The organism is Prevotella pallens ATCC 700821 (genome assembly GCF_000220255.1).
Classification (GTDB): domain Bacteria; phylum Bacteroidota; class Bacteroidia; order Bacteroidales; family Bacteroidaceae; genus Prevotella; species Prevotella pallens.
In genome coordinates, this window is the sequence record NZ_GL982513.1 from 106,702 (window position 1) to 131,227 (window position 24,526).

At 39.0% G+C, this 24,526-nt stretch carries 19 protein-coding genes and 1 tRNA gene; 5 read left to right on the forward strand and 15 right to left on the reverse strand.

What is annotated here, in order from left to right; translation table 11 throughout:
* The first annotated feature begins 209 nt into the window (after positions 1–209).
* Positions 210–599, forward strand: a complete 390-nt coding sequence (locus HMPREF9144_RS00440; RefSeq protein ID WP_006043793.1) for a hypothetical protein — start codon at positions 210–212, stop codon at positions 597–599.
* A gap of 30 nt (positions 600–629) precedes the next feature.
* Positions 630–1,337: an ABC transporter ATP-binding protein gene (locus tag HMPREF9144_RS00445; RefSeq protein WP_006043794.1), complete on the forward strand. Its 708-nt coding sequence runs from the start codon at positions 630–632 to the stop codon at positions 1,335–1,337.
* A gap of 128 nt (positions 1,338–1,465) precedes the next feature.
* Here HMPREF9144_RS00445 and HMPREF9144_RS00450 read toward each other — a convergent pair whose 3' ends face one another.
* The gene (locus tag HMPREF9144_RS00450) at positions 1,466–3,043 is read right to left on the reverse strand and encodes a hypothetical protein (protein WP_006043795.1); all 1,578 of its coding nucleotides are present in this window, start codon (positions 3,041–3,043) and stop codon (positions 1,466–1,468) included.
* A gap of 272 nt (positions 3,044–3,315) precedes the next feature.
* On the opposite strand from HMPREF9144_RS00450, the gene HMPREF9144_RS00455 reads away from it, so the two are divergent.
* Positions 3,316–4,647, forward strand: coding sequence for a hypothetical protein (locus HMPREF9144_RS00455; RefSeq protein WP_006043796.1), 1,332 nt, complete (start codon positions 3,316–3,318; stop codon positions 4,645–4,647).
* 201 nt (positions 4,648–4,848) lie between these two features.
* On the opposite strand, the gene HMPREF9144_RS00460 is transcribed toward HMPREF9144_RS00455, so the two are convergent.
* The 12 genes from HMPREF9144_RS00460 to HMPREF9144_RS00515 form a co-directional block, all read right to left on the reverse strand.
* Positions 4,849–5,316, reverse strand: coding sequence for an RNase H family protein (locus HMPREF9144_RS00460; protein WP_006043797.1), 468 nt, complete (start codon positions 5,314–5,316; stop codon positions 4,849–4,851).
* A gap of 98 nt (positions 5,317–5,414) precedes the next feature.
* On the reverse strand, positions 5,415–5,909 hold the full coding sequence (locus HMPREF9144_RS00465) for a DUF2059 domain-containing protein (RefSeq protein WP_040595336.1): 495 nt from the start codon (positions 5,907–5,909) through the stop codon (positions 5,415–5,417).
* Between the two features lie 80 nt (positions 5,910–5,989).
* Complete coding sequence (gene argS, locus HMPREF9144_RS00470) at positions 5,990–7,810, reverse strand: arginine--tRNA ligase (protein WP_006043799.1); 1,821 nt, start codon at positions 7,808–7,810, stop codon at positions 5,990–5,992.
* Between the two features lie 680 nt (positions 7,811–8,490).
* Positions 8,491–9,696: an acetate/propionate family kinase gene (locus HMPREF9144_RS00475; RefSeq protein ID WP_006043800.1), complete on the reverse strand. Its 1,206-nt coding sequence runs from the start codon at positions 9,694–9,696 to the stop codon at positions 8,491–8,493.
* An 80-nt stretch (positions 9,697–9,776) separates the two neighbouring features.
* On the reverse strand, positions 9,777–10,817 hold the full coding sequence (pta, locus tag HMPREF9144_RS00480) for a phosphate acetyltransferase (protein WP_006043801.1): 1,041 nt from the start codon (positions 10,815–10,817) through the stop codon (positions 9,777–9,779).
* Between the two features lie 1,392 nt (positions 10,818–12,209).
* The gene (locus HMPREF9144_RS00485; protein WP_006043804.1) at positions 12,210–12,974 is read right to left on the reverse strand and encodes a UDP-2,3-diacylglucosamine diphosphatase; all 765 of its coding nucleotides are present in this window, start codon (positions 12,972–12,974) and stop codon (positions 12,210–12,212) included.
* 29 nt (positions 12,975–13,003) lie between these two features.
* The gene (locus HMPREF9144_RS00490; RefSeq protein WP_006043805.1) at positions 13,004–13,324 is read right to left on the reverse strand and encodes a metal-sulfur cluster assembly factor; all 321 of its coding nucleotides are present in this window, start codon (positions 13,322–13,324) and stop codon (positions 13,004–13,006) included.
* Positions 13,325–13,646: 322 nt separating this feature from the next.
* Positions 13,647–15,671, reverse strand: coding sequence for a M13 family metallopeptidase (locus HMPREF9144_RS00495; protein ID WP_006043806.1), 2,025 nt, complete (start codon positions 15,669–15,671; stop codon positions 13,647–13,649).
* Positions 15,672–16,283: 612 nt separating this feature from the next.
* The gene (locus HMPREF9144_RS00500) at positions 16,284–16,646 is read right to left on the reverse strand and encodes a GntR family transcriptional regulator (RefSeq protein ID WP_006043807.1); all 363 of its coding nucleotides are present in this window, start codon (positions 16,644–16,646) and stop codon (positions 16,284–16,286) included.
* Between the two features lie 78 nt (positions 16,647–16,724).
* Complete coding sequence (locus tag HMPREF9144_RS00505) at positions 16,725–17,561, reverse strand: hypothetical protein (RefSeq protein ID WP_006043808.1); 837 nt, start codon at positions 17,559–17,561, stop codon at positions 16,725–16,727.
* Positions 17,562–17,604: 43 nt separating this feature from the next.
* Positions 17,605–18,339, reverse strand: a complete 735-nt coding sequence (locus HMPREF9144_RS00510; RefSeq protein ID WP_006043809.1) for a GIN domain-containing protein — start codon at positions 18,337–18,339, stop codon at positions 17,605–17,607.
* A 12-nt stretch (positions 18,340–18,351) separates the two neighbouring features.
* Positions 18,352–19,179 (reverse strand): ABC transporter ATP-binding protein, encoded by an 828-nt coding sequence (locus HMPREF9144_RS00515; protein ID WP_006043810.1) that lies wholly within the window; start codon positions 19,177–19,179, stop codon positions 18,352–18,354.
* Between the two features lie 390 nt (positions 19,180–19,569).
* Between HMPREF9144_RS00515 and argR the strand changes: the two genes are divergently transcribed.
* Complete coding sequence (argR, locus tag HMPREF9144_RS00520; protein ID WP_006043811.1) at positions 19,570–20,049, forward strand: arginine repressor; 480 nt, start codon at positions 19,570–19,572, stop codon at positions 20,047–20,049.
* A gap of 625 nt (positions 20,050–20,674) precedes the next feature.
* Here the strand turns inward: argR and HMPREF9144_RS00525 are convergent.
* Both HMPREF9144_RS00525 and HMPREF9144_RS00530 read right to left on the reverse strand, forming a co-directional pair.
* The gene (locus HMPREF9144_RS00525) at positions 20,675–21,469 is read right to left on the reverse strand and encodes an ADP-ribosylglycohydrolase family protein (protein ID WP_006043812.1); all 795 of its coding nucleotides are present in this window, start codon (positions 21,467–21,469) and stop codon (positions 20,675–20,677) included.
* A 44-nt stretch (positions 21,470–21,513) separates the two neighbouring features.
* Positions 21,514–21,585: transfer RNA gene (locus HMPREF9144_RS00530), tRNA-Arg, on the reverse strand.
* 153 nt (positions 21,586–21,738) lie between these two features.
* On the opposite strand from HMPREF9144_RS00530, the gene HMPREF9144_RS00535 reads away from it, so the two are divergent.
* Complete coding sequence (locus HMPREF9144_RS00535) at positions 21,739–24,255, forward strand: TonB-dependent receptor domain-containing protein (RefSeq protein WP_006043813.1); 2,517 nt, start codon at positions 21,739–21,741, stop codon at positions 24,253–24,255.
* The last annotated feature ends 271 nt before the right edge of the window (positions 24,256–24,526 follow it).

Consider the following 24,526-nt stretch of genomic DNA (forward strand, 5'->3'; position numbering starts at 1 on the left):
TAAATGCTATTCTGGTAACATTAATGTAGAAATATAATCTTATAGCACATAATAACCACACTGTAGAGCGATGAGATATTCCAAAATAGCTCTTCGTTCATCTTTCTATACAAGTTTATCCATAAAAGCACAAGCACTATATGCTGTTCTTAAAACTTTTATTACCTTTGCTGCGGTTTAACAATTTATCTTCGTTTTATAATAGAATAATGATACGACAAGATTATTTCATTCGATTGATAGAAGAGTTTGCTACTGCGCTTGCCACAATGATGAAGAAAAAGGAAGACGAGCGCGACGATAGTTTGAAAGACTTATACCGACAGTATGTTGGCGATTACACACTGCTGCGCAATATGAGTGTAGACGAACTTATGGAGTATGCTGCAAACGAATGGAACAACAACGAGAGGATAGACCGTTTAGAAATGCTGGCAGAACTTCTGTATGCTGAGGGCAGCTACAAAACAAACCCATTACGCAATATGTTGCTAGAGAAAGCTTATCTGCTGTTCATATATGTAGACGAGAAACAAAATATATACTCTATTGACAGAAAAGAGAAGATAGCCAAATTGCACAGTATTTTAAACGAGTAAACAAACTCAATACAAACAAATCGTAAACCAATGAACATAACACTCGAACAATTATCGGTTGGCTATAAAGGCTTTCCACCCGTAGTTTCTAATATAAACGTAGAGATTAAAAGTGGAGAACTTACTTGTTTAATAGGCTCAAACGGAATTGGGAAATCAACATTGCTAAAAACACTAACAGGATTTCTGCCTAAACTTAGTGGGCGACTACTGCTCGATGGGCACGACATTAATATGCTTTCGCAACGCGAACGAGCTAAATATATAAGCATTGTGCTTACTTACAAAAGCGATGTACAAAACCTTAGTGTTACAGAAATGGTAGGAATGGGACGTATGCCGTACACTGGCTTTTGGGGTAAACTTAATACCAGCGACCAAACAATTGTGGCTGAGGCTATAGAGATGGTAGGCATAGAACACTTAAAAAACAGAATGATACAAACACTGTCGGACGGCGAACGACAGAAGGTAATGATAGCGAAAGCACTTGCACAGCAAACTCCCGTTATATTGTTAGACGAGCCTACATCGTTCTTAGACTTCCCATCGAAAGTAGAAATGTTGCAGTTACTTCATCGGTTGGCAAAAGAAACTAATAAAGTGGTATTCTTATCCACACACGATTTGGAATTAGCTCTACGTATTGCCGACCGTTTAGTAGAGTTAAACAAAAACGGATTACAAGTAGTGCCTGCCCAACAAGTGAAAGAAGAAATAAACAAGCTGTTAGAATAAACGTGGCAAAGGCACTGAAAACACACAAATAAAGTTCTAACCAGTTAATTAGTAAATTGTAACTTAACAAAAAAGAAAGTGTACCACAGTGGGCACACTTTCCTATGAAATAGTTTAAAGAAAACAGACTATTGAACTATTATCTTTTCCGACTTAATAGTTCCATCAGCCATTCGTACACTTTTAATATAAATGCCTTTCGTTAGCTTTACAACTCTGCGCCCACTCAAATCGGTGTAGAATGTTTCACCAGTAACAACATCGGTAATACCATTAATGCTCGAAACCGTTGTACCATCGCTGTACACAATATCAGTAACAAGTCGTTTATCGCCATCTTGATAGAAAGCTTGCACACCAATACGAGTTGCCTTGTCGTAAATCATTATGGCATGTGCACTACCATGATTCTCAAAATCGTAGCGGGTTTTATCGGAGAAATCGATTGGAATGTCTGTTATTTCAGCATTTAACCACGGATAAACCGATGGAGTGAAAGTGTACTTCTTATCGTTGAGATAAATATTGTAATACACATTCTTCGAATTCATAAAACTACCTCGTTCATTATATCTATCAAGACTAAATATAAACCGCTTTGTATCTCCACCCATTTCCTGTATTCCTGTGAATATCGGATTCTTTGGTTTGGCAATATTCTCAACCAATAGTCTAAAAGTAGGCTGCATCATCACTTGCATCTCTAAATCTATTAAACGATAACCGTAGTTTGCCATAAAACCGTGTTCAGGACAAGAGAATGATTGGGTTTTACTATCATAGTTGAAACTTACAAATGGTAACGACTTATAATCGGTTGTACCATCTTGCGAATTATAGCTAACATCGGCTGGCATTACCCATTTATAAGCGTGTTTACTTGAAAAGAGCCCCATAAATTGAGCATTATTAAAAATAATCTTGTCGCCTTTAATATCTCCTCTCACCCATGCATCAGGTATATCCGAATCTATATTATTAACATAAACATAGTTACCTTCGAATACAACTTCAGACATACGTTCAAATATCTCTCTGCCACCATTATTGAAAGAGAAGATGTACTTTTTAGCATTCGCTGTAGACGATGGTGCTATGTTAGTATAGGTACAAAGAGCAGACGACGACACTAAATCGCCAATACCATTCCAATCGCCATCTGCATTAGTCATTCCTATCAATACATTGTTTTCTGTCTTTATAAGCGAATCGTTGCGCCATACATACTTGACTGTCTGTGAAAGCGAGTCTTTTACATATTGATTATTACCATCTACCACTTCAAAGTTCATTCGTGTAGCGTAGTAATTAACATCGTTATCATTTACATAAATAAGTTGTGGAAGTTCTACAGCAATAGTGTCGCCAATTGTCTTGTGTCCCTTTATCCACGAATTAGTAGGAAAGAAGGTCATGGGATTTTGAATATAGACTGTTCCGTCATTGGCAACAACCACATCACGCGCCACACCGTCTTTCTTTCCATCAAATATAAGCCCCCACATAGAGTAAAATCCTTCAGCATAGCTATAAAGATTTTTATAGACTTTACCTTCGGGTTGTGTTACAATCATCTCTCCGCTTTCTGAGGTTCTTGCAACTTTGTTTGATTGGTTTAATACTTTTCCCCACACATTTTGTCTTTGTGCTTGCACACTCATTATTGCCAATAACGAGATGCAGATAATAATAATAGGTTTCTTCATAACATTTAACTTTTAAAGAATAATAATGATTTGGGTTATTTGTTCTTTGCTTGCAAATATAGTAATTTAATGACAGCAGAACAAACAAAGCAAGCGAAAGATAGATATTTGAATGTAAGGTTGCAAAAATAACTCGTTAGCACACCGCATACAATACAAAAGTAAATATGACTACATTATATATATAATATTATTGTTGTGTTGTGTAAATAAGAAAAAATATCTATATTTGCAACACACATATATCGTACATTAACTTAACAAATTGAATTATGAAAAAACAACTCGCTAAACAAAACAGATCAGTACTACTATTCTTATTGTTGTTCTTTGTAACTATCAATTCGTACGCCGATTGGGAACAGGTTAAACAATTAGATGCAACGTATGCTACCTTTGTTACTAAGTCGGGAAACATTCTCTTATCTGATTTTCGTATAGAAAGAGATGGAGGTATCTACATTTCAACCAACGAAGGAGATACGTGGACAAAGACAAACGCAAAAGACTATAATTACAATAAGTTTGTTGAAGTAGGCAACTATATCTTCGCTATTGGGTATGGTGCAAATATTGCACGGTCGTCCGATGGAGGACATACTTGGACAGAATGTACTTACGCCAATGCGGTGAGAGATATTTTTAGCGAAGACAACATGCCATATACCGTATGCTATGCGTGTGCATACCACAAAAACAAGCTGTATGTAGCTGACTTCTGTGGGGGTGGTATATTGTATTCTGAAGACTTTGCACAAACTTGGAAGAGAACAGACTTATCGTCTTTAAAATATAAAGCAGAAGACGATGATGGCGTTCCTGTTGAAAACACTGAAAACATATACCAACTAGTATCGTATAAAGGAAAGCTATATGCTTTTGGTGTATATTTTGTTTTCTGTCTCGATGAAACGAACAACACGTGGAAAACTATAAGCGATAAAAGTAACTTTATGGCTGTATCTACTATATTCGATAATACTTTACTATTGGGTAGAAGCGTACCGAACGATGACTTTAAAACGCCATTCATTCTTACGCTCGAAGATGAAGACAAGTGGGGCAGTCTGCCAAGACCTACTGGCGTTATGGACAACAACATTAGGGCTATGGCAAGCGACGATACATATATATATGTAGGACTACAAAAAGGGGGCTTATTCTATACATCTAATAAAGGAAATAAGTGGGTAAACTTCAGTCAGGGTTATCCTAAAATGGAACAGATGGGAAACATATACTTAACGCCTACACAACTGTTCGCAACAACAAACTACATATATGTTTCGGTTTACGAACCACAAGGCGTTTCGAAGAAAAGTGGATTATACCGATTTAAGAAAACAGAGCTAACACCGGCAGCAGGTATAGAGAGAGCTAACAGAAACAAGAACATTTCCATTTACATAGATGGCTACACGCTGTGTTCGAATATAGAAGACAATGTTACAATAGACATTTTTGACGTGAATGGTATTAAGAGGAATATTGCTCTAATTAATGGAAAAGCCAATATAAGTTTCTTAAACAACGGAGTATATACTTACAAACTATGTATAGGAAACTATGTTTATAAAGGCAAATTAGTGAAGCATTCAAGATAGAAGTGCTATGCTTGCTACGCTTTGCACTATTCTTTGCGCTTATTAACGCATATACAAACGAACACAACCAATTTGGGTTAAACAATAAATATGTATCTTCTAATCTACACTGAAGGTTGTTGTTGATTAATCCAAATTGGTTTGTTAAGCTGTAACATCATCAAACACTATTATTAATAACTCAATGTATTATTAATAATATTACTTCTTACGACCGAAATCGGCTGGAATTTCTCCCCACTCTTTTGTTTCCCACTTTATTATTGGTGTAGTAACATTATGGGTACGCAACCATTGTTCTGCTCGTGCTATTATGTTGTGCAGCTCTGTAGTTTTATTGTTGTGTTCTAAAGTTGTTTTACATTTCTTTTTGTTCACCCACAAAATAGCATTGTACGAGTCGCTGTAAATAACCTTGTTTGTAATGCCCTGTTTTTCCATCAATGCTAATGCATGGACTATTGCCAGAAACTCTCCTATGTTATTTGTTCCCATTGTTGGACCAAAATGAAAAATGCGCTGCCCCGTAGCAAGATCGATGCATTGATATTCCATTGGTCCAGGATTTCCCGAACATGCGGCATCTACTGCCCATGCATTTGCATTTACACACAATGGCAAAGGCAACACTGTGTCGTGTCTGTTTTCAGGTGGATTTTGTAGTTCCATTGGTCTTTAATATAATATCTTACATATAGTAAATGTATAAAACAAACAATTGCGACTCTAATGTTCTTCCATTCTCGACATAGTGATAGAAGAGGTGTTTACAAGCCTTTTGTATCGAAGCCTTTTGACTTCAGTTCGGCTATTACACTTTGCATAATAAATGCGCCTGCTTGTTCGCCTACCTGGAATAAATCGCCCATCAACGTTGGATTTACTTTCGCAATCTTACGTCCTAAGTCTGTTTCGTAGAAGGCAATGTAGTTCTTTAACTCTTCTAGTGTAAAGTAACGATTGTAAATGGGTGCATAAAATTCTACCATTCGGTTAATAAACAGCTCTCTATATTTAGCTTCTATTTTGGCGAATACATCTTCTGGAATGTTTGGCAACATATTTTTCAATGTATTCATAAGAACAGGGAACTGTGCTTTCATTGTTTCTTTGGAACCCGATACTTCCAATAATTTGTCTATTGTAGCTACATAATCGGCAGAAGGAGCTTCTGCTACTGGTGCATCGTTGTTCTGTGCACTTACATTACAAGGTATAGCCATAAAGATTGTAATGAGAAAACTTAAAAATATATGTTTCATAAGTGTATAACTAAAGTATATGTTGTGCGACCATTTGGCAAGCGTTTCCTTCTCTGCAACAAGAAGGAAACGCTGCTCTACTACATACGTTCTGGCACTTCTATTCCCAGAAGTTCCATACCGTTCTTTATAACTTTGGCTACATTCTGCGCTAAAACTAGTCGAGTGGTTTTCTCGTCGTCGGTGTCTGCATTTAGTATGCTGTAATCGTGGTAGAACTGGTTGAATTCTTTTGTTAGTTCGTAACAATAGTTTGCAATACCACTCGGACTGTAGTCTATGCCTGCTTGCGCAACAACAGCACCAAAGTCGTTCATTTTCTGTATGAGTGCAATTTCTTTTTCGTTGAGCGGAGCATTGTTTGCAACTGTCTTTGGAATGGTTATACCTTGTGCCGCTGCTTTACGCAAGATACTTCTAATGCGTGCATAGGTATATTGAATGAATGGTCCCGTATTGCCATTAAAGTCGATTGACTCTTCTGGATTGAAGAGCATATTCTTACGTGCGTCTACTTTCAGAATGAAATACTTCAGTGCACCTAAACCCACAATGCGTGCTATTTCGTTTTTCTCTTCTTCCGTAATATCGTCCAGCTTGTTCATCTTATCTTCGCTAAGTGCACGAGCGTTTTGTATCATCGAAGCAACAAGGTCGTCGGCATCTACCACTGTTCCTTCGCGGCTCTTCATTTTGCCGTTTGGAAGTTCTACCATACCGTAAGAGAAGTGTACCAAATCTTTACCCCACTTGAAGCCGAGACGGTCTAAAAGAATGGAAAGTACTTGAAAATGGTAGTTCTGTTCGTTGCCCACAACATAAATCATCTTATCTATTGGATAGTCTTTAAAACGCATTTCGGCTGTTCCTATATCTTGCGTCATATAAACCGAAGTGCCATCGCTTCTCAAAAGTAGCTTTTGGTCTAAGCCTTCGTTGGTTAAGTCTGCCCACACAGAGTTATCTGGTTTGCGAATAAATAAGCCCTTAGCCAAGCCTTCTTCCACTTTCTTCTTTCCTTCGAGGTAGGTATTGCTTTCGTAATATATCTTGTCGAAACCTACGCCGAGTGCTTTATAAGTTTCGTCGAAGCCTGCATACACCCAGTTGTTCATCTTCTCCCATAGTGCACGAACTTCGGTGTTGTTTGCTTCCCACTTCACTAACATTTCGTGGGCTTCTTTCATTAATGGCGATTCTTGTTCGGCTTTTGCCTTTGCCTCTTCGTCGTTTAAGCCCTCTTCTTTAAATTTCGCGGTTAGTTCTGCTACTTCTGCTCTATAATGTTTATCGAACAGAACATAGAAGTCGCCTATAAGGTGGTCGCCCTTTTTGCCTGCCTGCTCTGGTGTTATGCCGTTGCCCCACTTCTGCCATGCAAGCATCGACTTACAAATGTGTATACCACGGTCGTTCACTATATTTGTCTTCACCACTTTGTAGCCGTTAGCTTCCATTATCTTTGCAAGCGACCAACCTAAAAGGTTGTTGCGTACGTGGCCTAAGTGTAGCGGCTTGTTGGTGTTGGGTGATGAATATTCAACCATAGCGAGCGGACTATCTGCCGTTACTTGTTGTTCGCCAAACTTCGCATTGGCATTTATATCGTTAAGAAGCCCTATCCACGCTGCGGGAGCAATAACAAGGTTCAGGAAACCCTTTACAACATTAAAGTCGGCAATAGCCGTGCAGTTGTTTTTTAGATATTCGCCCACCTCTTGCGCCGTTGCTTCTGGGCTTTTACGCGAGGTTTTTAGCAACGGAAACATTACCAATGTAAGGTTTCCTTCAAAGTTTGCTTTCGTCTTTTGCAACTGTATCATTTTTGCTGGAACATCAGCACCATACAGTTCTTTTATGGCAGCCAATGCTGCAACAGCTATTTGGTTTTCTATCGTCATATTGTTTGTTTTGTTTTTTATTTACGTGCAAAGTTACTAAAAACTTTGTAACTGTAGGCAACTCGCTTATTATAAGTAGTTGGCGTTCTATAAATAGCATATATTCTACGGCACATATTTTAAATAGGCTATCCACTCCTATCACTTTTTATGCGGAGCGAAACTATTGAGCGAAACACTACTATGCGCTGAACACTGAGTGGCATACTAAGGAAGAGGTGCCGAAACACGTGTGCACAACTATTTATTCACTACACGGAGTTACTTCTCTCACGTCTGCAGTTTAATTTCACACGCAACACATGGCTTTACTTACACGTAAGTAAAACTTTATTTACACGTAAGTAGAACTTTACTTACACGTAAGTAAAACTCTACTTACACGTAAATAATAGTACGACACTAGTATGAGAATATCATTACATCAGCATTTAAACATCGTTTTATCGGCATTTAAATGTTGTTTCACAGGTATAGCGGTTTAAAACAAATAGATGTAAGTTTCTTTACTGGCGAATGTTGTTATGGCATTGCATAAAAAAAGTCTTTCCTCGTTAGCAATAGCACGCTACTATTAGCTAACGGGGAAAGACTATGGAGCGAAACAAGGATAGAAGTTTGCAACAATCAACAAATGTTGGCTATCCGTTGTTTGCACCCGTTGGTATGAGTGTTGTTGTTTACTTTCGAGCCTCTGACACAAGTTCTTGAGTATCGCGAGCAATCACAATCTCCTCGTCTGTAGGAATCAGAAGCACCTTCACCTTCGAGTCGTCTGCAGAGATAATGCGCTCAACGCCACGACATTTGTTCTTCTCAGCGTCCATCTTTACGCCTAAGAATTCTAATCCCTGACAAGCATCTAAGCGAAGCCCGGTTTGATTTTCGCCAACTCCGGCAGTCCAAACAATCATATCTACACCGCCCATAGCAGCTGCGTATGCACCAATATACTTCTTAATGCGATACGAATACATTTTCAAAGCAAGTATTGCACGTTCATTGCCAGTAGCTTCGGCAGCCTCAATTTCTCGCATATCCGAACTAATGCCAGTAATACCCAATACTCCGCTCTCTTTGTTAAGATAGTCTGCCATTTCTTGTGGTGCTTTTCCAAGCTTCTCCATCATATATGTTACTGCAGAAGCATCTATATCTCCAGAGCGTGAACCCATCATTAAACCTTCCAACGGAGTAAGACCCATAGAGGTATCAATAACCTTTCCGTCTTTTATTGCAGCCATAGAAGCACCGTTACCAATATGGCAGGTAATTATTTTTTGGCTCTTATAGTCTACTCCAAGAAATTCGCAAGCACGATGAGAAACATATCGATGACTTGTTCCATGGAAGCCATAGCGACGCACATGGTACTTTTCGTACATTTCGTATGGAACTGCATAGAGGAACGCATACGGCTCCATAGTGCTATGGAACGCATTGTCGAAAACTGTTACTTGTGGTGTGTGAGGCATTAAAGCGTCTACGGCTCTAATTCCACGTAAGTGCCCTAAATTGTGCACTGGAGCAAGGTCTATCAAACTTTCTATTCCTTCCTCTACCTTTTTCGTAACAATGCAACTCTTCTCAAATAAGTCTCCACCTTGCACTACACGGTGTCCAACAGCATCAATCTCGTCCAAGCTCTTCAATGCGCCGTATTTTGGGTCGAGCAAGAGCTGGAATACAAACTTTACACCTTCCTTATGGTCGGGCATATCGTGCATAATCTTTTCCTTGCTACCATCTTTTAAAGTTACTTTTACAAAGGCTTCGTCGAGTCCTACACGCTCTGCACCACCTTGTGCGAGCACACTCTCGTCAGTCATATCGTACAATTTGTACTTGATAGAACTACTACCGCAATTTAAAACTAATATTTTCATTCTGCAATTTCTTTATTCTTATTTTATAGATATTGGAGTTAGATGGAGGTATCTCTGTCCTGCTCCTTTTATTTCTCTGGTTATGCCTTAGCGTCTTGTGCCTGACAAGCTGTGATGGCAACCATATAATAGATATCGTCTACCGAGCAACCACGCGACAGATCGTTTACCGGACGTGCTATACCTTGTAGTATAGGGCCAATGGCAGTAGCTCCACCAAGACGTTGTATAAGTTTGTAGCCAATGTTTCCCACTTCCAAATTAGGCACAACAAGCACATTAGCCTTACCAGCAACATCAGAGTCTTTTGCCTTTTTTGCAGCAACAGTTGGGTCGAGAGCAGCATCGGCTTGCAATTCTCCATCAACCTTCAAATCTGGATACTTTTCTTTAGCCAACTTTGTAGCCTCAACAACCTTGTCGATGATATATACACTTTTGCCCGTTGCCTTGTCTATAGCATCTTTTGCAGAGCCCTTTGTAGAGAAGCTCAGCATTGCCACTATTGGATTTTTAAACCCTGCAACGCTCTTAGCAGTTTCTGCAGTGGTATAAGCTATTTGCGCCATTTGGTCGGCAGTTGGGTTTGGTGTTACAGCAACATCGCCCATTACAACCACTCCATCTTCACCATATTGCTTTTCGTGTGTTAGAATGAGCATTGCACCACTTACAACACTAACACCTGGAGCACATTTTATAATCTGCAATGCTGGGCGAAGCGTGTCGCCTGTAGTAGAGAGAGCACCCGAAATCTGTCCATCGGCACCTTCGGTCTTTATTATCATACAGCCTAAGTACAGGTTGTTCTTTACCAACTCGCGCGCTTTATCTATTGTCATACCTTTATTCTTACGTAGCTCTGTCAGAAGCTCTGCGTATTCTTCGCTACGAGGATTGTTCTCAGGGTCCACAATAGTAGCTTTATCTATATGCTTCAATCCCCATTCGCCAGCCAATCTCTTAATGTTATCTGGGTTGCCAATAAGTATTATTTCGGCTATGCCATCAGCCAATACTTTGTCTGCAGCTCGTAGTGTTCTTTCTTCCTCTGCTTCGGGAAGTACAATGCGTTGCTTGTTCGCTTTAGCGCGTGCGATGATTTGGTTAAGTAAATCCATAGTATACTTTTATTTTATAAATGTTTTATATCCATTTTGCGATGCAAAGATAGCAAATTCACCTCATTACACCAAATGAAACGTGTTTTTTTACACCTTATTTATATAGACTATTAAAAGATTTAATACAGGCGTTATAAAGAGCATTGTAATTGCCTGTGTACTTTCTGTTTTCTAAGTCGCACAAAACATTTCTTAAATTGGCTTCTCTGCACATTATAAAAACTATTGTTTATACCCAAAATGCCACACAGCAATATAACCAACGAAAGCATAAGTAGTGCATTGCGACAAATTCTTATTTCTATTGCTATTCTTTTGTAAGGTAAGTAACACTAAATACTTGCAAATATATAGAAGATATATACAAACGCTATCACTGATAATTGATTTAAATCAATAAAACTAATAAAATGGCAATTTTTCTATCTCATTATTTTTATTATTGAATAATAACACCTAACTTTGCATCGTGTTTTTCATAGTATTAGATTTAAGGTTAACAAAGGTTGGAGTACGGCGGTACTCCTTTTTTTATATCCATTAGTGAAGTTGGTGATAGAATGGATATTATTTTGGCTCAGTAGAAAAGGAATGGAAAGGTTGTAAACAGTTCTTTTTGTTTATTTACGAAGCAAATAGAACATCTCATAAGTCTATCAAAATCGATTAAATTTAGTTACGCTTGTTTTAGATATCTGTTACGTTTGTTTTAGATATCTGTCGCACTCGTTACAGATATCTGTAACGTTCGTCTCAGATATCTGTCAGTTTCGTTTTAGATATCATACCAAACAACTACGTTTATAACGTTATATTACAGCACTTAAATGGGATTCAATAATAAGATAACGATGAAAGTTTTTATTTGGCAATGTTTTGTCCTTAGCATTATTACGAACAATTGAGCATCAATATATTGTTAGAAACTTTATTGTATTAGAGCGTATTTCATTATAGTTAAACTCTTTTACAAACATACCCGTTGGCTTCTCTATTAAGTTTGTAAAATATAAAGAACAAAATATGATATATAGTAGATACATACAAAAACATAAAAGGTAGCTATCTCACGACAGCTACCTTTTTGACTAAACTTAATCTACAAACCTGAGTTTTATTCTAAATGATGAATTAAATGTGTATTTTATATATCATCTGTTTCACCGAAAAGTTTTATAAGACTGTCATTATATATTACATAATCTCTATTCTAAAAATCATTTACAAATATACACCATTTCATTTAAACCTCCAAAATTATTCAATAAACAGCCATTTTTTTTCAACGAAATAGCGTTTCATTTGTAAGAAATATAGATAGAGCATATAATAAGGCTATTTTTACAAACACCCGAAAAGCTGTTTAAATATACGCTTCTATTGTTTTTTTCACAACACAGTCTCGCCTTCAACATAGTCTTCAAGGAAAGTATGCTCACCATCGAATACAAGATAAGTGAACTGCCATATCCAATCGCCAAGAATAAACATACGTGTTTTCTTATCTAAAGGTAGGTCGAGCTTTATGTGTCTATGTCCATAAACATAGTAATCTATATCTTTGTGGGTTTGCATATAGTGTTTGGTGTATTGCACCAAAAACTCCTTCTCTTCACCAAGAAACGGAAGCTCTTTGCCGTCTACCCGTTTCAGGCGACTTTTCTTAGCCCATTTCAACCCTAATTGCATTCCCCACCATGGGTGCAGAAAATTCAACAGACGTTGGCAGAAACGGTTATGGAATATTCGTCGCAGAATTTTAAATAATGGGTCTGGATCGCCAAGCCCATCACCATGCGCCAAATAGAATACTTTATCGTGTATTTCGGTTGTTAAGTCTCCTCGATGTAAAATCACTCCACATTCTTTTTCCAGATAGCCATACGTCCAAAGGTCGTGATTACCCGTAAAATAATGTATCTCTACACCCATATCTGTAAGTTCGGAGAGTTTCCCTAAGAAGCGTGTAAAGCCTTTTGGAACTACATATTTATACTCGTTCCAGAAATCGAACATATCGCCTAACAAATATATTGCCTCTGCCTTATTTTTTATACTATCTAAGAAGCGAACCAATCGGCGTTCTTGTGTTCGTCTATGCTCTATTGCCAGTGAGCCAAGATGAGCATCGGAAAGGAAATAAACATTCTTCATAGTTACAGTAGGGTTAGTGATGGATTAAATTAGTCGAAACCTAATTCGACACGTGCTTCCTCCGACATCATGCTCTGGTCCCAAACGGGGTCGAATACAAGTTCTATGTTGGCGGTCTTTACGCCCTTTACGCCTTCTACCTTTGTTCTAACGTCTTCGAAAATATAGTCGGCTGCCGGACAAGATGGCGAAGTAAAGGTCATATCCATATCTAATGTGCCATCGTCGTGCAGGTCTATCTTGTAAATCATACCAAGGTCGTATATGTTTACTGGTATTTCGGGGTCGTAAACTGTCTTCAATACGTCTACAATTTCTTCTTCTATCTTTGTTTTCTCGTCTTGTGTCATATATGTTTGTTATTCGTTTTAACTGTGAAATACTGTCTAATATGTGCAAAGATAGCGATTATATTTTACATTCGTGTGCATATAGCTACTATTTTCCCTGTTTTAGTATCTCTGTAAGGTTATGCTTTTCTTGTTATACTGAATTGTACGAGTGGTTACTGGCAATGTAGCAAGAATAGGTACCCATACTATAGTGCTGGTTTTGCTTAATGAGACTATTGAGAAGCAAAAACCTACGAACGAGTGTTGCCTCAGTTCGTAGGAATTTTTTATATTGCCTTAAGTAGCTCATCTGCTACTTATAGCGTTGTTGTTGCTGTGTTTACCAGATGTGTGCACGTTTGTTTGCTGGTATAAACAGTTTATCGCCTTTCTTTATTTTGAATGCATCGTACCACGCATCTATTTCTGGGAGAGCTGCGTTTACACGTGCCATATTTGGTGAGTGTGGGTCTACAGTGATGAGATATTCAAGATATTCTGGTCGTGCATTGCCTGCCCACACACGTGCCCATGATAGGAAGAAGCGTTGTTCTGGTGTGAAACCATCGAGTGTCTTTAATGGCTTTGTCTTCATACTGTTTTGTAAAGCACGGAAGGCGATATTCAAACCACCGTTGTCGCCAATGTTCTCACCCAATGTGAGCTGACCGTTCACTTTCTTGCCGTTTACTACTTCTACTTTGCCGAAGTGGTCTACCAATACTTTTGAACGTTCTTGGAAATTCTTCTTGTCTTGTGCAGTCCACCAATCGCGTTGGTTACCTGTTTTGTCGAATTGTGAGCCTTGATCGTCGAATCCGTGGCTCATTTCGTGTCCAATTACAGCACCTATACCACCATAGTTCACTGCATCGTCTGCATTAGGGTCGAAGAATGGAGGCTGAAGTATAGCAGCAGGGAAACAAATTTCGTTTGTAGTTGGGTTGTAGTATGCATTGATTGTTTGTGGTGTCATACCCCACTCCATTTTGTCTACTGGTTTATTCACCTTTCTGTTTAGCTCGTCTTGCAAGAAGAATTCGCTAACGTTCTGCATGTTTGCGTAGAGCGATAGTTTGTCGTTTATTTGCAGTCCGCTGTAGTCGCGCCACTTGTCGGGATAGCCAATCTTAACAATAAAGTTGTCTAATTTGTCCTTAGCTTGTGCTTTGGTTGCAGCGCTCATCCATGTTGCTTCTTGTATGCGTTGTGCCAGTGCTTCTTGCAGGTTCTTTACAAGTTCTATCATTCGTTGTTTGCTGCTTTCTGGGAAGTATTTCTCTACATAGAGTTTTCCTATGGCTTCTCCAAACACGTTAGATACTGTTGCTACTGCACGTTTCCAGCGTGGACGGTCTTGTTGTGCTCCGCTTAACACGCTGCTGAACTTGAAGCTTTCTGCACGGAAGGCATCGCTTAACTGACTTGTTGCGCCTGATATAACTTTTATTTCGGCGTATGCTTTTAGGTCGTCTAGATTTGTATCGGCTAAAATCTTTTCTACTTCGTGTATTGGTTCTGGCTGACCAACGTCTACTGCATCGAATGGAGGGAAACCTGTTTGCAAGAATACGTTACCCCAGTCTATGCCAGGAAAGTTTAACACGAGGTCGTTATAGCTCATTTTGTGATAGTTCTTATCTATATCGCGAAGCTGAACCTTTGAGTAGCTAACCTTTGCAATGCGCGTTTCTATTGCCATTATAGCGTCTACCTTTTTTGTTGCGGTTGCTTCGTCGTTGCCTACCATCTTGAAAAGGTTCTTTAGATATGTTTTGTAGGCTTCACGCACTTTTAGTGTTTGTGGGTCGTTGTTCAAATAATAGTCGCGTGTGCCTAAGCCTAAGCCACCTTGCCCTACAGACACGATGTTCATAGATGCATTGCGCATATCGGCACCAACGCCTACTCCGAACATCATAGTGTTTTCGCCACGGCGGTCTAATTCGGCTGTTACTAGCTGATATTCTTTGTTGGTTTTAATTGCTGCAATGCGTGCCAGTGTTGGTTTCAGTGGTTCCCAGCCCTCGCGGTTAAGGCGTACGCTATCCATTAGCATGTTGTAGAGCGTGCCTATCTTTTGTTCGAGTGTGCCTTGCTTTTGTGGTTTGCTTGCATATTCGAGTATTAGCTCTTGTATGCGTTTTTGGTTTTCCTCGTAAAGGTCGGTAAACGCACCGTTGTTTGTGTGTTCTGCGTCTAATGGGTGGCTTTTAAGCCAGCCGCCGGCTGCATACTGATAGAAGTCGGTTCCCGGCTTTACGCTCAAGTCCATATTCTTCTTGTCGATACCAGACACCTGACTTTGGGCGCCTGCAGACATAGCAGCCAGCAAGCAAGCTGCTATTAGTGTTCTTTTTTTCATGTGTTTGAATGTTATTTATGTTATGTTTCTATTTCACTGCAATATTATAAATATTTTTTATATGTAGCAAGTTTTCAGGGCTCAAAAAGTGTGTTTGCAAACAGGTTTACCTTATATGGGCAAACTATATGCCTTATTTTACGTGGTTTGAATGGTGTTTAAATATGGTTTTCTGCTTATTGCGGTGCTGCTAATGTATGTATTGTGAATTGTGTGTGCAGGGTGTTTTTGTTTTTTCGCTATGGTAAAATGGCATTTGCTCTATGGTTCTGTTATATTTTTATAAGCATCTTATTGTATTGTTTAAGTTTAAATAGATTGTTGTTTAAGTTTAGATACATTACTATTTAAATTTAAATAACTATCTATTTAAGTTAAACACTACCATTTATCGCTAATGAAAACGAAGCGAAGCTATAGTAAAAACTGTACGAAATGCCTATATAAATGTTGCAACACGTGTTACAGCGTTTTGTTAGTGGCGTGGGGCGTTTGCTTTTAATGGGAGGTTACGAATGGGGTGTTTGGAAATAGAGTGTTCCACATTTGCAAAATAAGAGAGCAGATTAGCTTGTTTGCCAATCTGCTCTCTTGTTAGTTTCTACGTGTTTTCTACGCTGTGTGGTGTTCGTTCCACATTTTCTCCACATCGTTTATGCCTATTCCTAACAACGACATTTGCCTGAACACTTCTGGCAACAGTTCGTTCACAAATTCTTTTTTGCGTTGTGCCAGTATCTGGGGGCGGGCATCGGGTGCCACGAAGTAGCCTAAGCCTCGTTTGTTGTATATTATATCTTCGCGAGCAAGCAGTTCGTATGCCTTTACGGCTGTGTTGGTGTTCACCTCCAGCATAATGGCATATTCTCGAACCGATGGTATGCGGTCGTCAGCCCTATAGTTTCCAGCAATAATCTCGTCGCACATACGATCTGCCATCTGTTCGTATATTGCTTTATTATTATTAAAATCCATAATTAAATTGTTTTTTATGTTGATTGCTGAAGTGTGAGTGTGGGCTGCAAGCAGCCCTTTCTCACAAACAATAACTGTTTATATATTTAGCCAGCGAGTATTTATAGCCTGCAATCGGCAGTATATTCTATAAGCAAAATAGTAGCAAGCGCATGTCTGTACTATCAGCAGTGTTATGTTGAACCAAGAGTCTTGCATCCATTCTGGCGTGTAAACCACATAGTTTGTGTAGCCATAAACAACGTAGGCGTAGCCAACAAACATACTGAAAAGCGCAATTGAGATAACTATTACAGCCAGAGTTGTTTTCAGCCAAGCTGTTTTTCTAAAGAGCATTCCACCTAACAAATAGAATGCATTACCAGATATCAGCGTTAGCAGGAACATAAATCGTATAGGCTTATGAAGTACATTTTCTATAGCAAGAATGCTTGTTTGCAACTCAGTAAATGCCACATTGAATGAGGAAAGACAGAACGATGCAAAGGTTCCTTTGTGCAAGAGCATGTTTATAAGCATCTGTAACACGTCGGCTACCATTATGCCTGCTACAATGATTATGAGTATAAGAACCGTAGATGCTAATACGCGTGCCGTGAACTTTTCTAAATTGGTGGCTGGCAATACTAGTTCGTCTATACGTTGCTGCTTTGTTTTCAGGTCGCGAATAATGTTCGCACCATATAGCGTAATTAGTATTAACGAGAAGGAATATATGGTTATTCCCAGTTGCAAGAACAAATACTTATATTGTAACGGTTCTATAGCATCGCCACTTAAAGGGTTGCAAGTAAAAACGCAAAATAAACCAACAAACAACACTACTGCTAAGAATAAGTTGAAGTATTCTTTTTTTCTAAGCAGTACGAGTCGTGTGCATACGTTGCCAAATCTTTGTATATTGAAAGTCTCCATATCTATTGTATTGTTTTTTATTGTTCTATAATTCTTTACTTACTTATTTGTGTGCTCGTTTGGTTTGGTCGTCTATACTTCCGTTGCCACGCATGGTGCAATTAGGCTTGTTGCGGGTTACGCCAGAGAGCGTTGCCGAACCGTTTCCTTCTATAGTAAAGTCTACATTGTCGCCCATATCGAAATTAACATCTACCGAAGCGTTACCTTGTATTTCTGTTTGCATGCGGTCTACGGTTAAGTGGGCAATGTTCATACTTACATTTCCTTGTGCCTTAATCTCGAGTCCTTTCGCTGTAAGCCCTGCTACATCTACACTCGAATTGCCTAACATGCCGAAGCTGACACTGTCTGCCGTCATAGCTTTGTCTATGTTCAACGATGCGTTATTCTCCAAATAGACATTGTGCAGCGTGGGCATCGTTATATAAACATCTGTTCGTGTATCCTTCGAAGTAATTACTCCGAAACGTAGTTCGTTCTTTGGGAAGATGCCGTTTTGCGTATCGTTTACCACCAAATTGCTTCCTATTAGTTCCACTTCCATACTTGTAATCAGCTTTTGTCTGCCCTTTATTATCACCTTATAAGTATTGCCGGGAACAATATGCACCGATGCATTGCCATGTACTTCAATATCTTTAAAAGGCATAACCTTAACCTCTTTTGTTATAACCGTGCCTAAATCCTGCTTTTTGTGTACGCACGATGTGAGCAAGAGCGCAAAGACAACCATTGAAAGACACACATTAAATGTAAAGCCAAATATCTTTTTCATAACAACTTCTCCTTATTTATTATTTAACTTACCCAATGTTGCAGCATTGAAGAGTAGCTCTAAATTAATAATGGTTTCGGGGCTATCTGCCTTTCTACGTGCAATTACAGCGTTGCCCTGCAGTGATGGCTCGGCGTAGAGCACATCTTCGCCCATTTCGTTGGCATTGCGGTAAGTAAATTCGTATTGTTTGGCAATTTCTTCTACCGATGCATTTATTATCATCTCTGAATTGTTGAGAATAAAAACGTGGTCTAATAGCTGTTCCACATCGTGCACTTGGTGCGTTGAGATAATTAACGACGAATCGGCAGGCAAGTTACCAGCTATAACCTTACGGAAAAGAGCTTTCGAAGGAATGTCCAATCCGTTTGTTGGCTCGTCCATTAATAGCAATTGACAGCACGAAGCAACAGCAAAACTCATGTAAATCTTCTTTTTCTGTCCCATTGATAAGTGCTTGAAGTTTACATCTGCTTGCATCTCGAAGTCGCGAAGGCAATTCATTAGAATCTCTTCGCTGAAGCGTGGGTAAAAGTCCTGATGTACTTTCACATACTGCTTCAGCGTGAGATTAGGAAGATTATATTCCTCTGGCACTACATATATTTCTCGAAGCATCTCCGGACGGCGGTCCTTAGACTCCATTCCATCAACGCAAACGTTTCCATTCTTAGGTCGCAACAATCCAGCTATAAGGTAAAGCAAAGTGCTTTTACCCATACCGTTCTTACCTAACAAACCATAAATGCGGTTCTCTTTAAGCGTTAAATTCAATCCGTCAAACACCTTGTGCTTGCTTCCAGGATAACTAAATACTAAGTTCTTAACTTCAATCATAATCGTATTTCTCTTTAATTATTATTCCTTGTTATGCTGTACCACATCATTAGTACACTGCAAAGATATTGTGTTATTTTATTATTCGCAAACTTTTAGTCGATTTTTTTGCCAAAAACAGTGTTTTTTCTTCTTTCCTTCTATAAACAAGTGTGGTACACCTTATTATATATAACAGTTAGAAGAACAAAAACTTTGAACACCCTTAAACATAACACTGACTGTAATAGACAAAGTGTGTTTAGCTACTTTCACTACTGTGCAAACAGAGAGAGAAATGAAAGAACAAAGAAAAAACGCATAAAAAGTAATTTTACACTCGTTATTTCTTGCATAATCAGAATATTTTGCATATTTTTGCGACATTATAACGCATAGATATTCTGTAGTATGAAGGTAAAGACAAAACGATTAGAGACTATTAAGATGCTTATATCGAGCATGGAATTGAGTTCGCAAGAAGAAGTTATAAAGGCGCTACAAAAAGAAGGTTATAAATTAACACAAGCCACTTTGAGTCGTGATCTCAAACAACTGAAGGTTGCGAAAGCAGCCTCTATGGGGGGAAAATATGTATATGTACTTCCAAACGATTCGATGTATAAACGTATTTCTACACCAGGAAAAGCGTCAGAAATGCTTCTTCGAAGTGGATATTTGTCTATACACTTTTCAGGACAAATGGCTATTATTAAGACACGACCTGGCTACGCTAGTGCCATTGCCTACAATCTAGACAATAGCGACCTGCCGGAGATATTAGGAACTATAGCCGGCGATGACACCATTTTTGTTGTTTTCAAAGAAGGTTGTTCACACGAAGAGGTGCAAAAATCGATTTCTAATGTTATTCCCGAGTTACAGGAATAACGGCTCTATAGAAAAGAGATAGAGACTCTTTGGAGAATAAGACAATTGTGGCGAGTTTCACCCTCACATAACAAGATACCGAACAACATATTGCTGTCCAGGTATTTACCACTGCATTCAAGTAGAAACATTGTTGAATAAAAGTTCTCATATTTTTCATCTGAATAAATATCTTTCAGGTGCTGGAATATAATGTTATAAACGTAGTAATTTTGTATGATATCTAAAACGCAACTGACAGATATCTGAGACGAACGTGACAGATATCTAAGACGAGTGCGACAGATATCTAAAACAAACGCAACTGAATTATAGTGGATTTCTCTAAATATATGAGATATCTTATTCGGTTTATGTGCACCTGTAGGCGTTGCCCATAATTTCGCTACCTATTCTCTACTAAACCAAAATTACGGCAAAACTTTGCATATAAAAAGAACAACTAAAGTGTTTAGAAAATTCAAAGAGTAGGTTTTGAATTAGAAAACAAATAAGGTTTTGATACTCCAAACAGTAGGCTTCCTACCATATTAGCTGATAAGCACTTACATAAGGCTTGCTTATCTATAGGATATTGAAAACAATGTCGTGATTCTTCTATTATAATGCGGATATAGTTTAAGCGTTATTTGTTTATATCCAACTGTATTCTATCGTAGAATTGGGATAGAACTTCTAACATATCATCGGGCAGATAGCTAAATGCCTTCTCCTCTATTTTCTCTGGAATTTCGTAGTAAGCTTCGGCTACTGCACCTGCTATGCAAGCCTTCGTATCGGTGTCGCCATCGCAAAGCACAGCAAGACGTATAGTGTCTTCAAAGCTATTGGCGTCCATAAAACAGCGCAATGCCATAGGAACAGTTTCTTGGCAAGTGCCATCGAAGTGTCCCTGCGCTCCTATCTTACGTATGTTTCGCATAGGTGGCAACTCGTAGCCATAGAACTTTTCAATCTTTCGTTCTACATCGGATTTGGTAAAACGCATGTGTCGTAGCCAACATATAACTTCGGCAATGCACTGTGCGCCTTTTATCCCCTCTTCGTGGTTGTGCGATATCTCGGCAGTCTTCTTGGCTTCAGCTATTACTTCTTCCCAATCGGAAAAGAGCCAGCCCACTGGACTTACACGCATTGCTGCACCATTGCCAAACGAGTTTTTGGGTTGAGGGTTGGTTTCGTGCAACCAATCGTAGAACATATTGCCATAACCACCCATTGGCTCTGGATAACGATGACACCAATCTAAGAGAGCTTCCTTATAAGAACGTTCGTTTAGTATCGCATCGGCAATAGCTACGGTACATATTGTATCGTCTGTGTAGGAACACTCATCGGTGAAAAGTTCAAAATCTTTCTCAGGTGTAGGTCCAAATTCAAAACGAGACCCTACAATATCGCCTATAATAGCTCCAAGCATACAGTGTGATTGTTAAAATTATAGCTGTCTAAATACGATTGCTGTACCCCCGATGAGAATCGAACTCATATTTCAGCTTTAGGAGAGCCGTGTTCTATCCATTGAACTACAAGGGCGTTATGTCTCAGTTTATTGGTGCGTATAACTCTGTTTCTACGCACATATAATTTATGCAAAGGTAACAAAAAAAAGCATTCTTATAGTTGTTTACACCATTTTTTTCGTTTTACATTAAACTTTTCGCCACAAAATGTGTCGTAGAGTATGTTATGAAGAAGATTATTTCGTTTTTGCTGCTCTTCGTTTTTAACGTGGTAGTAGCGTTCGCACAAGGTTCAGTAAAAGGTAGAGTGTTGGATAGAAAGACTAACACTGGGTTAGAATTTATAAATGTCGTTATTCGGAAGGAAGGAAGCGACAAGATTTTTAAAGGTTCCATTACCGATACTGATGGGCGCTTTACTATTCCAGATGTACCTGATGGGAACTATACCCTAACAGCAAGTAGCATTGGATATAAAGATGCAACAAGAAAGTTTAGTCTTACAGAGGCTGCACCCATCAAGAATTTTACAGCTATTTATATTGTAGAAGATGCCAAATCGCTTGGCGAAGTGGTGGTAACAGCACAACGTTCGGATATGAAACTAGAAGTAGACCGCAAGTCTTTCAGTGTAGACCAACAGATTGCAAATGCTGGTGGAGCTGCATCAGACGTGTTAGAGAACATTCCAAGTGTAGAGGTGGATAACGATGGAAACATCTCTCTACGTGGTAATTCAAGTGTAGAAGTTTGGATTAATGGTAAATCTTCGGGACTAACTGCCGACAATCGTGCCAATATTCTACAGCAATTGCCTGCTGAAAGTATCGAACGCATTGAAGTTATAGACAATCCATCTTCCAAATTCTCTGCAGAAGGTTCAGCTGGTATCATTAACATTATATTGAAGAAGAACCTTAAAGCGGGCTATTATGGTAGTGTTCAGGCTGGCGGAGATACGCATAGAGGTGCCAACACATCGGCAAATATAAACTACAACAGTTCGCTCATAGATGCATACGCCAATGTAGGATATCGCCACCGTAATAAAGAAAGAGGTTCGTGGAGTCATCAGAACAACATAAATACCAACACTTATCAACAATATAATAGTAGCAGAAAAGAACAAGGCAATAATCTGTTCACACGAGCTGGCATCACTTTGCACGCCACTAAAAAGGACGATGTGTCGCTTAGTGGTATGTTCTCGTTCGGAAAAGACAAAAGCCACAGCTATACTCCATACGAATATGGAACTTTGGGAGCACCTTTCAACAGCCAGTTAATGCTCCGAAATACGCACGGGGATAATAAGATGAATATGATGCACACTGAATTCGACTATCGGCATAACTTCTCTGATAAACATTCCTTAGACTTTAGCGTGAGCTACGACAAGTGGAAAGCCGATAATATTAATGTTTATCAAGACACTACCACCTATTTTGATGCGGCAGGCAACCCAATGGTAATGCCTGGAACTACTGGTAGCTATCAATACAAACCGCTATACGTAAATAATAGGTCGTGGGAAATAAAGCTCGACTACGAGAATCAAATATCGAAGGCACTACGCATTCAGGCTGGTTATCAAGCTAACTTGTCAAAAGAAAATACACCGCAAGAAAGTTTCGTAGACCACAACAGTTGGGCTGGATATAATATTGTGGAAGACCAACTATACTATAACCGATTCATTTACAAAAACAACATACACGCCCTATACTCTACCTTGTCGTACAATTCGGGCAAATTTGGATTAATGGCGGGATTACGCGGTGAATATTGGAAGGTAAATACAGAAAGTTATTCGTGGGCACAAGAGCACAATGCAAGTCTACGCAACAAACCTTTTAAGAAAGATTACTTCCAGCTTTTCCCCAGCATTTTTATGAGCTATCAGCTCACAAAGAACGACCAGCTACAACTTAACTACACCAGACGACTACGCAGACCATGGGGCGGAGAACTCAACTCATTCCGAAATACAAGCGATGCCACGGTTATATCGTTTGGTAACCCAGAGCTAACACCTGAATATAGCAACTCGTTCTCATTAAACTATCTACGCACATGGAACGAACACTCGCTGCTTGTATCGGCTTACTATCGACCAACCTCCGATGTTATGCAACGCATAACCTACCGAAGCTCAACCGATGGGTTGCTATATCAAACTAGTTTCAACGTTGCTAAAAGCACATCAACAGGTTTAGAACTTACAGCAAAGAACCGTTTGTTCCGCATTCTGAACCTTTCTACATCGACTAACTTCTACTATTACAAACTTGATGGCTTCAATTTCAACATAGATGGACAAACCATTACAGGCAAGGGTAATAGCAACTTCACATGGAACGCACGCATGCAAGCTAGCCTAATGCTCCCTTACGATATTTCAATACAGCTAACAGGCAACTATCAGAGCCGCGAAAGTGTAGCACAAGGTTATAGGTCGCCAAGCGGAAGCATAGATTTCGGCTTTAGAAAAAGTTTCCTCAATAAACAGCTAATGCTGTCTGTAAACTGTCGCGACTTATTCAACACTCGCAAATGGAAAACCTACACACATAGCGATACCTTTACACGCAACCAAGAAAGTTGGCGCATAGGTCGCACTCTCCGCTTTACACTTACATGGAACTTTGGTAACGGAAAGAAGAGCAAGAAGAAAGACAACCAAATGGAAATGGACGAAGACTTCGGAAGTCAGCCTTACGGAAATAACGGAGGCAACAACTAAATCCATATATCCTTACTACATACAAACTAAAAGAGGGTGTGTCAAAATGTACACATCCTCTTTTTATGCACAAAGCCCCAACTTTCTCAAGCCAGGGCTTTGCTATTTCCTAAAGTTTTTGTACCTTTAGGCATAAAAAAATCTCATTATGACAAAGATACACTTTCGTTCTTACATACACAAGAAAATGATTCTTTTTCCTCAAAGAATCGATAAGGATATTGCAGAAGATGACCCTGTTCGTCTTTTGGATGCTTTGGTGGATAATCTC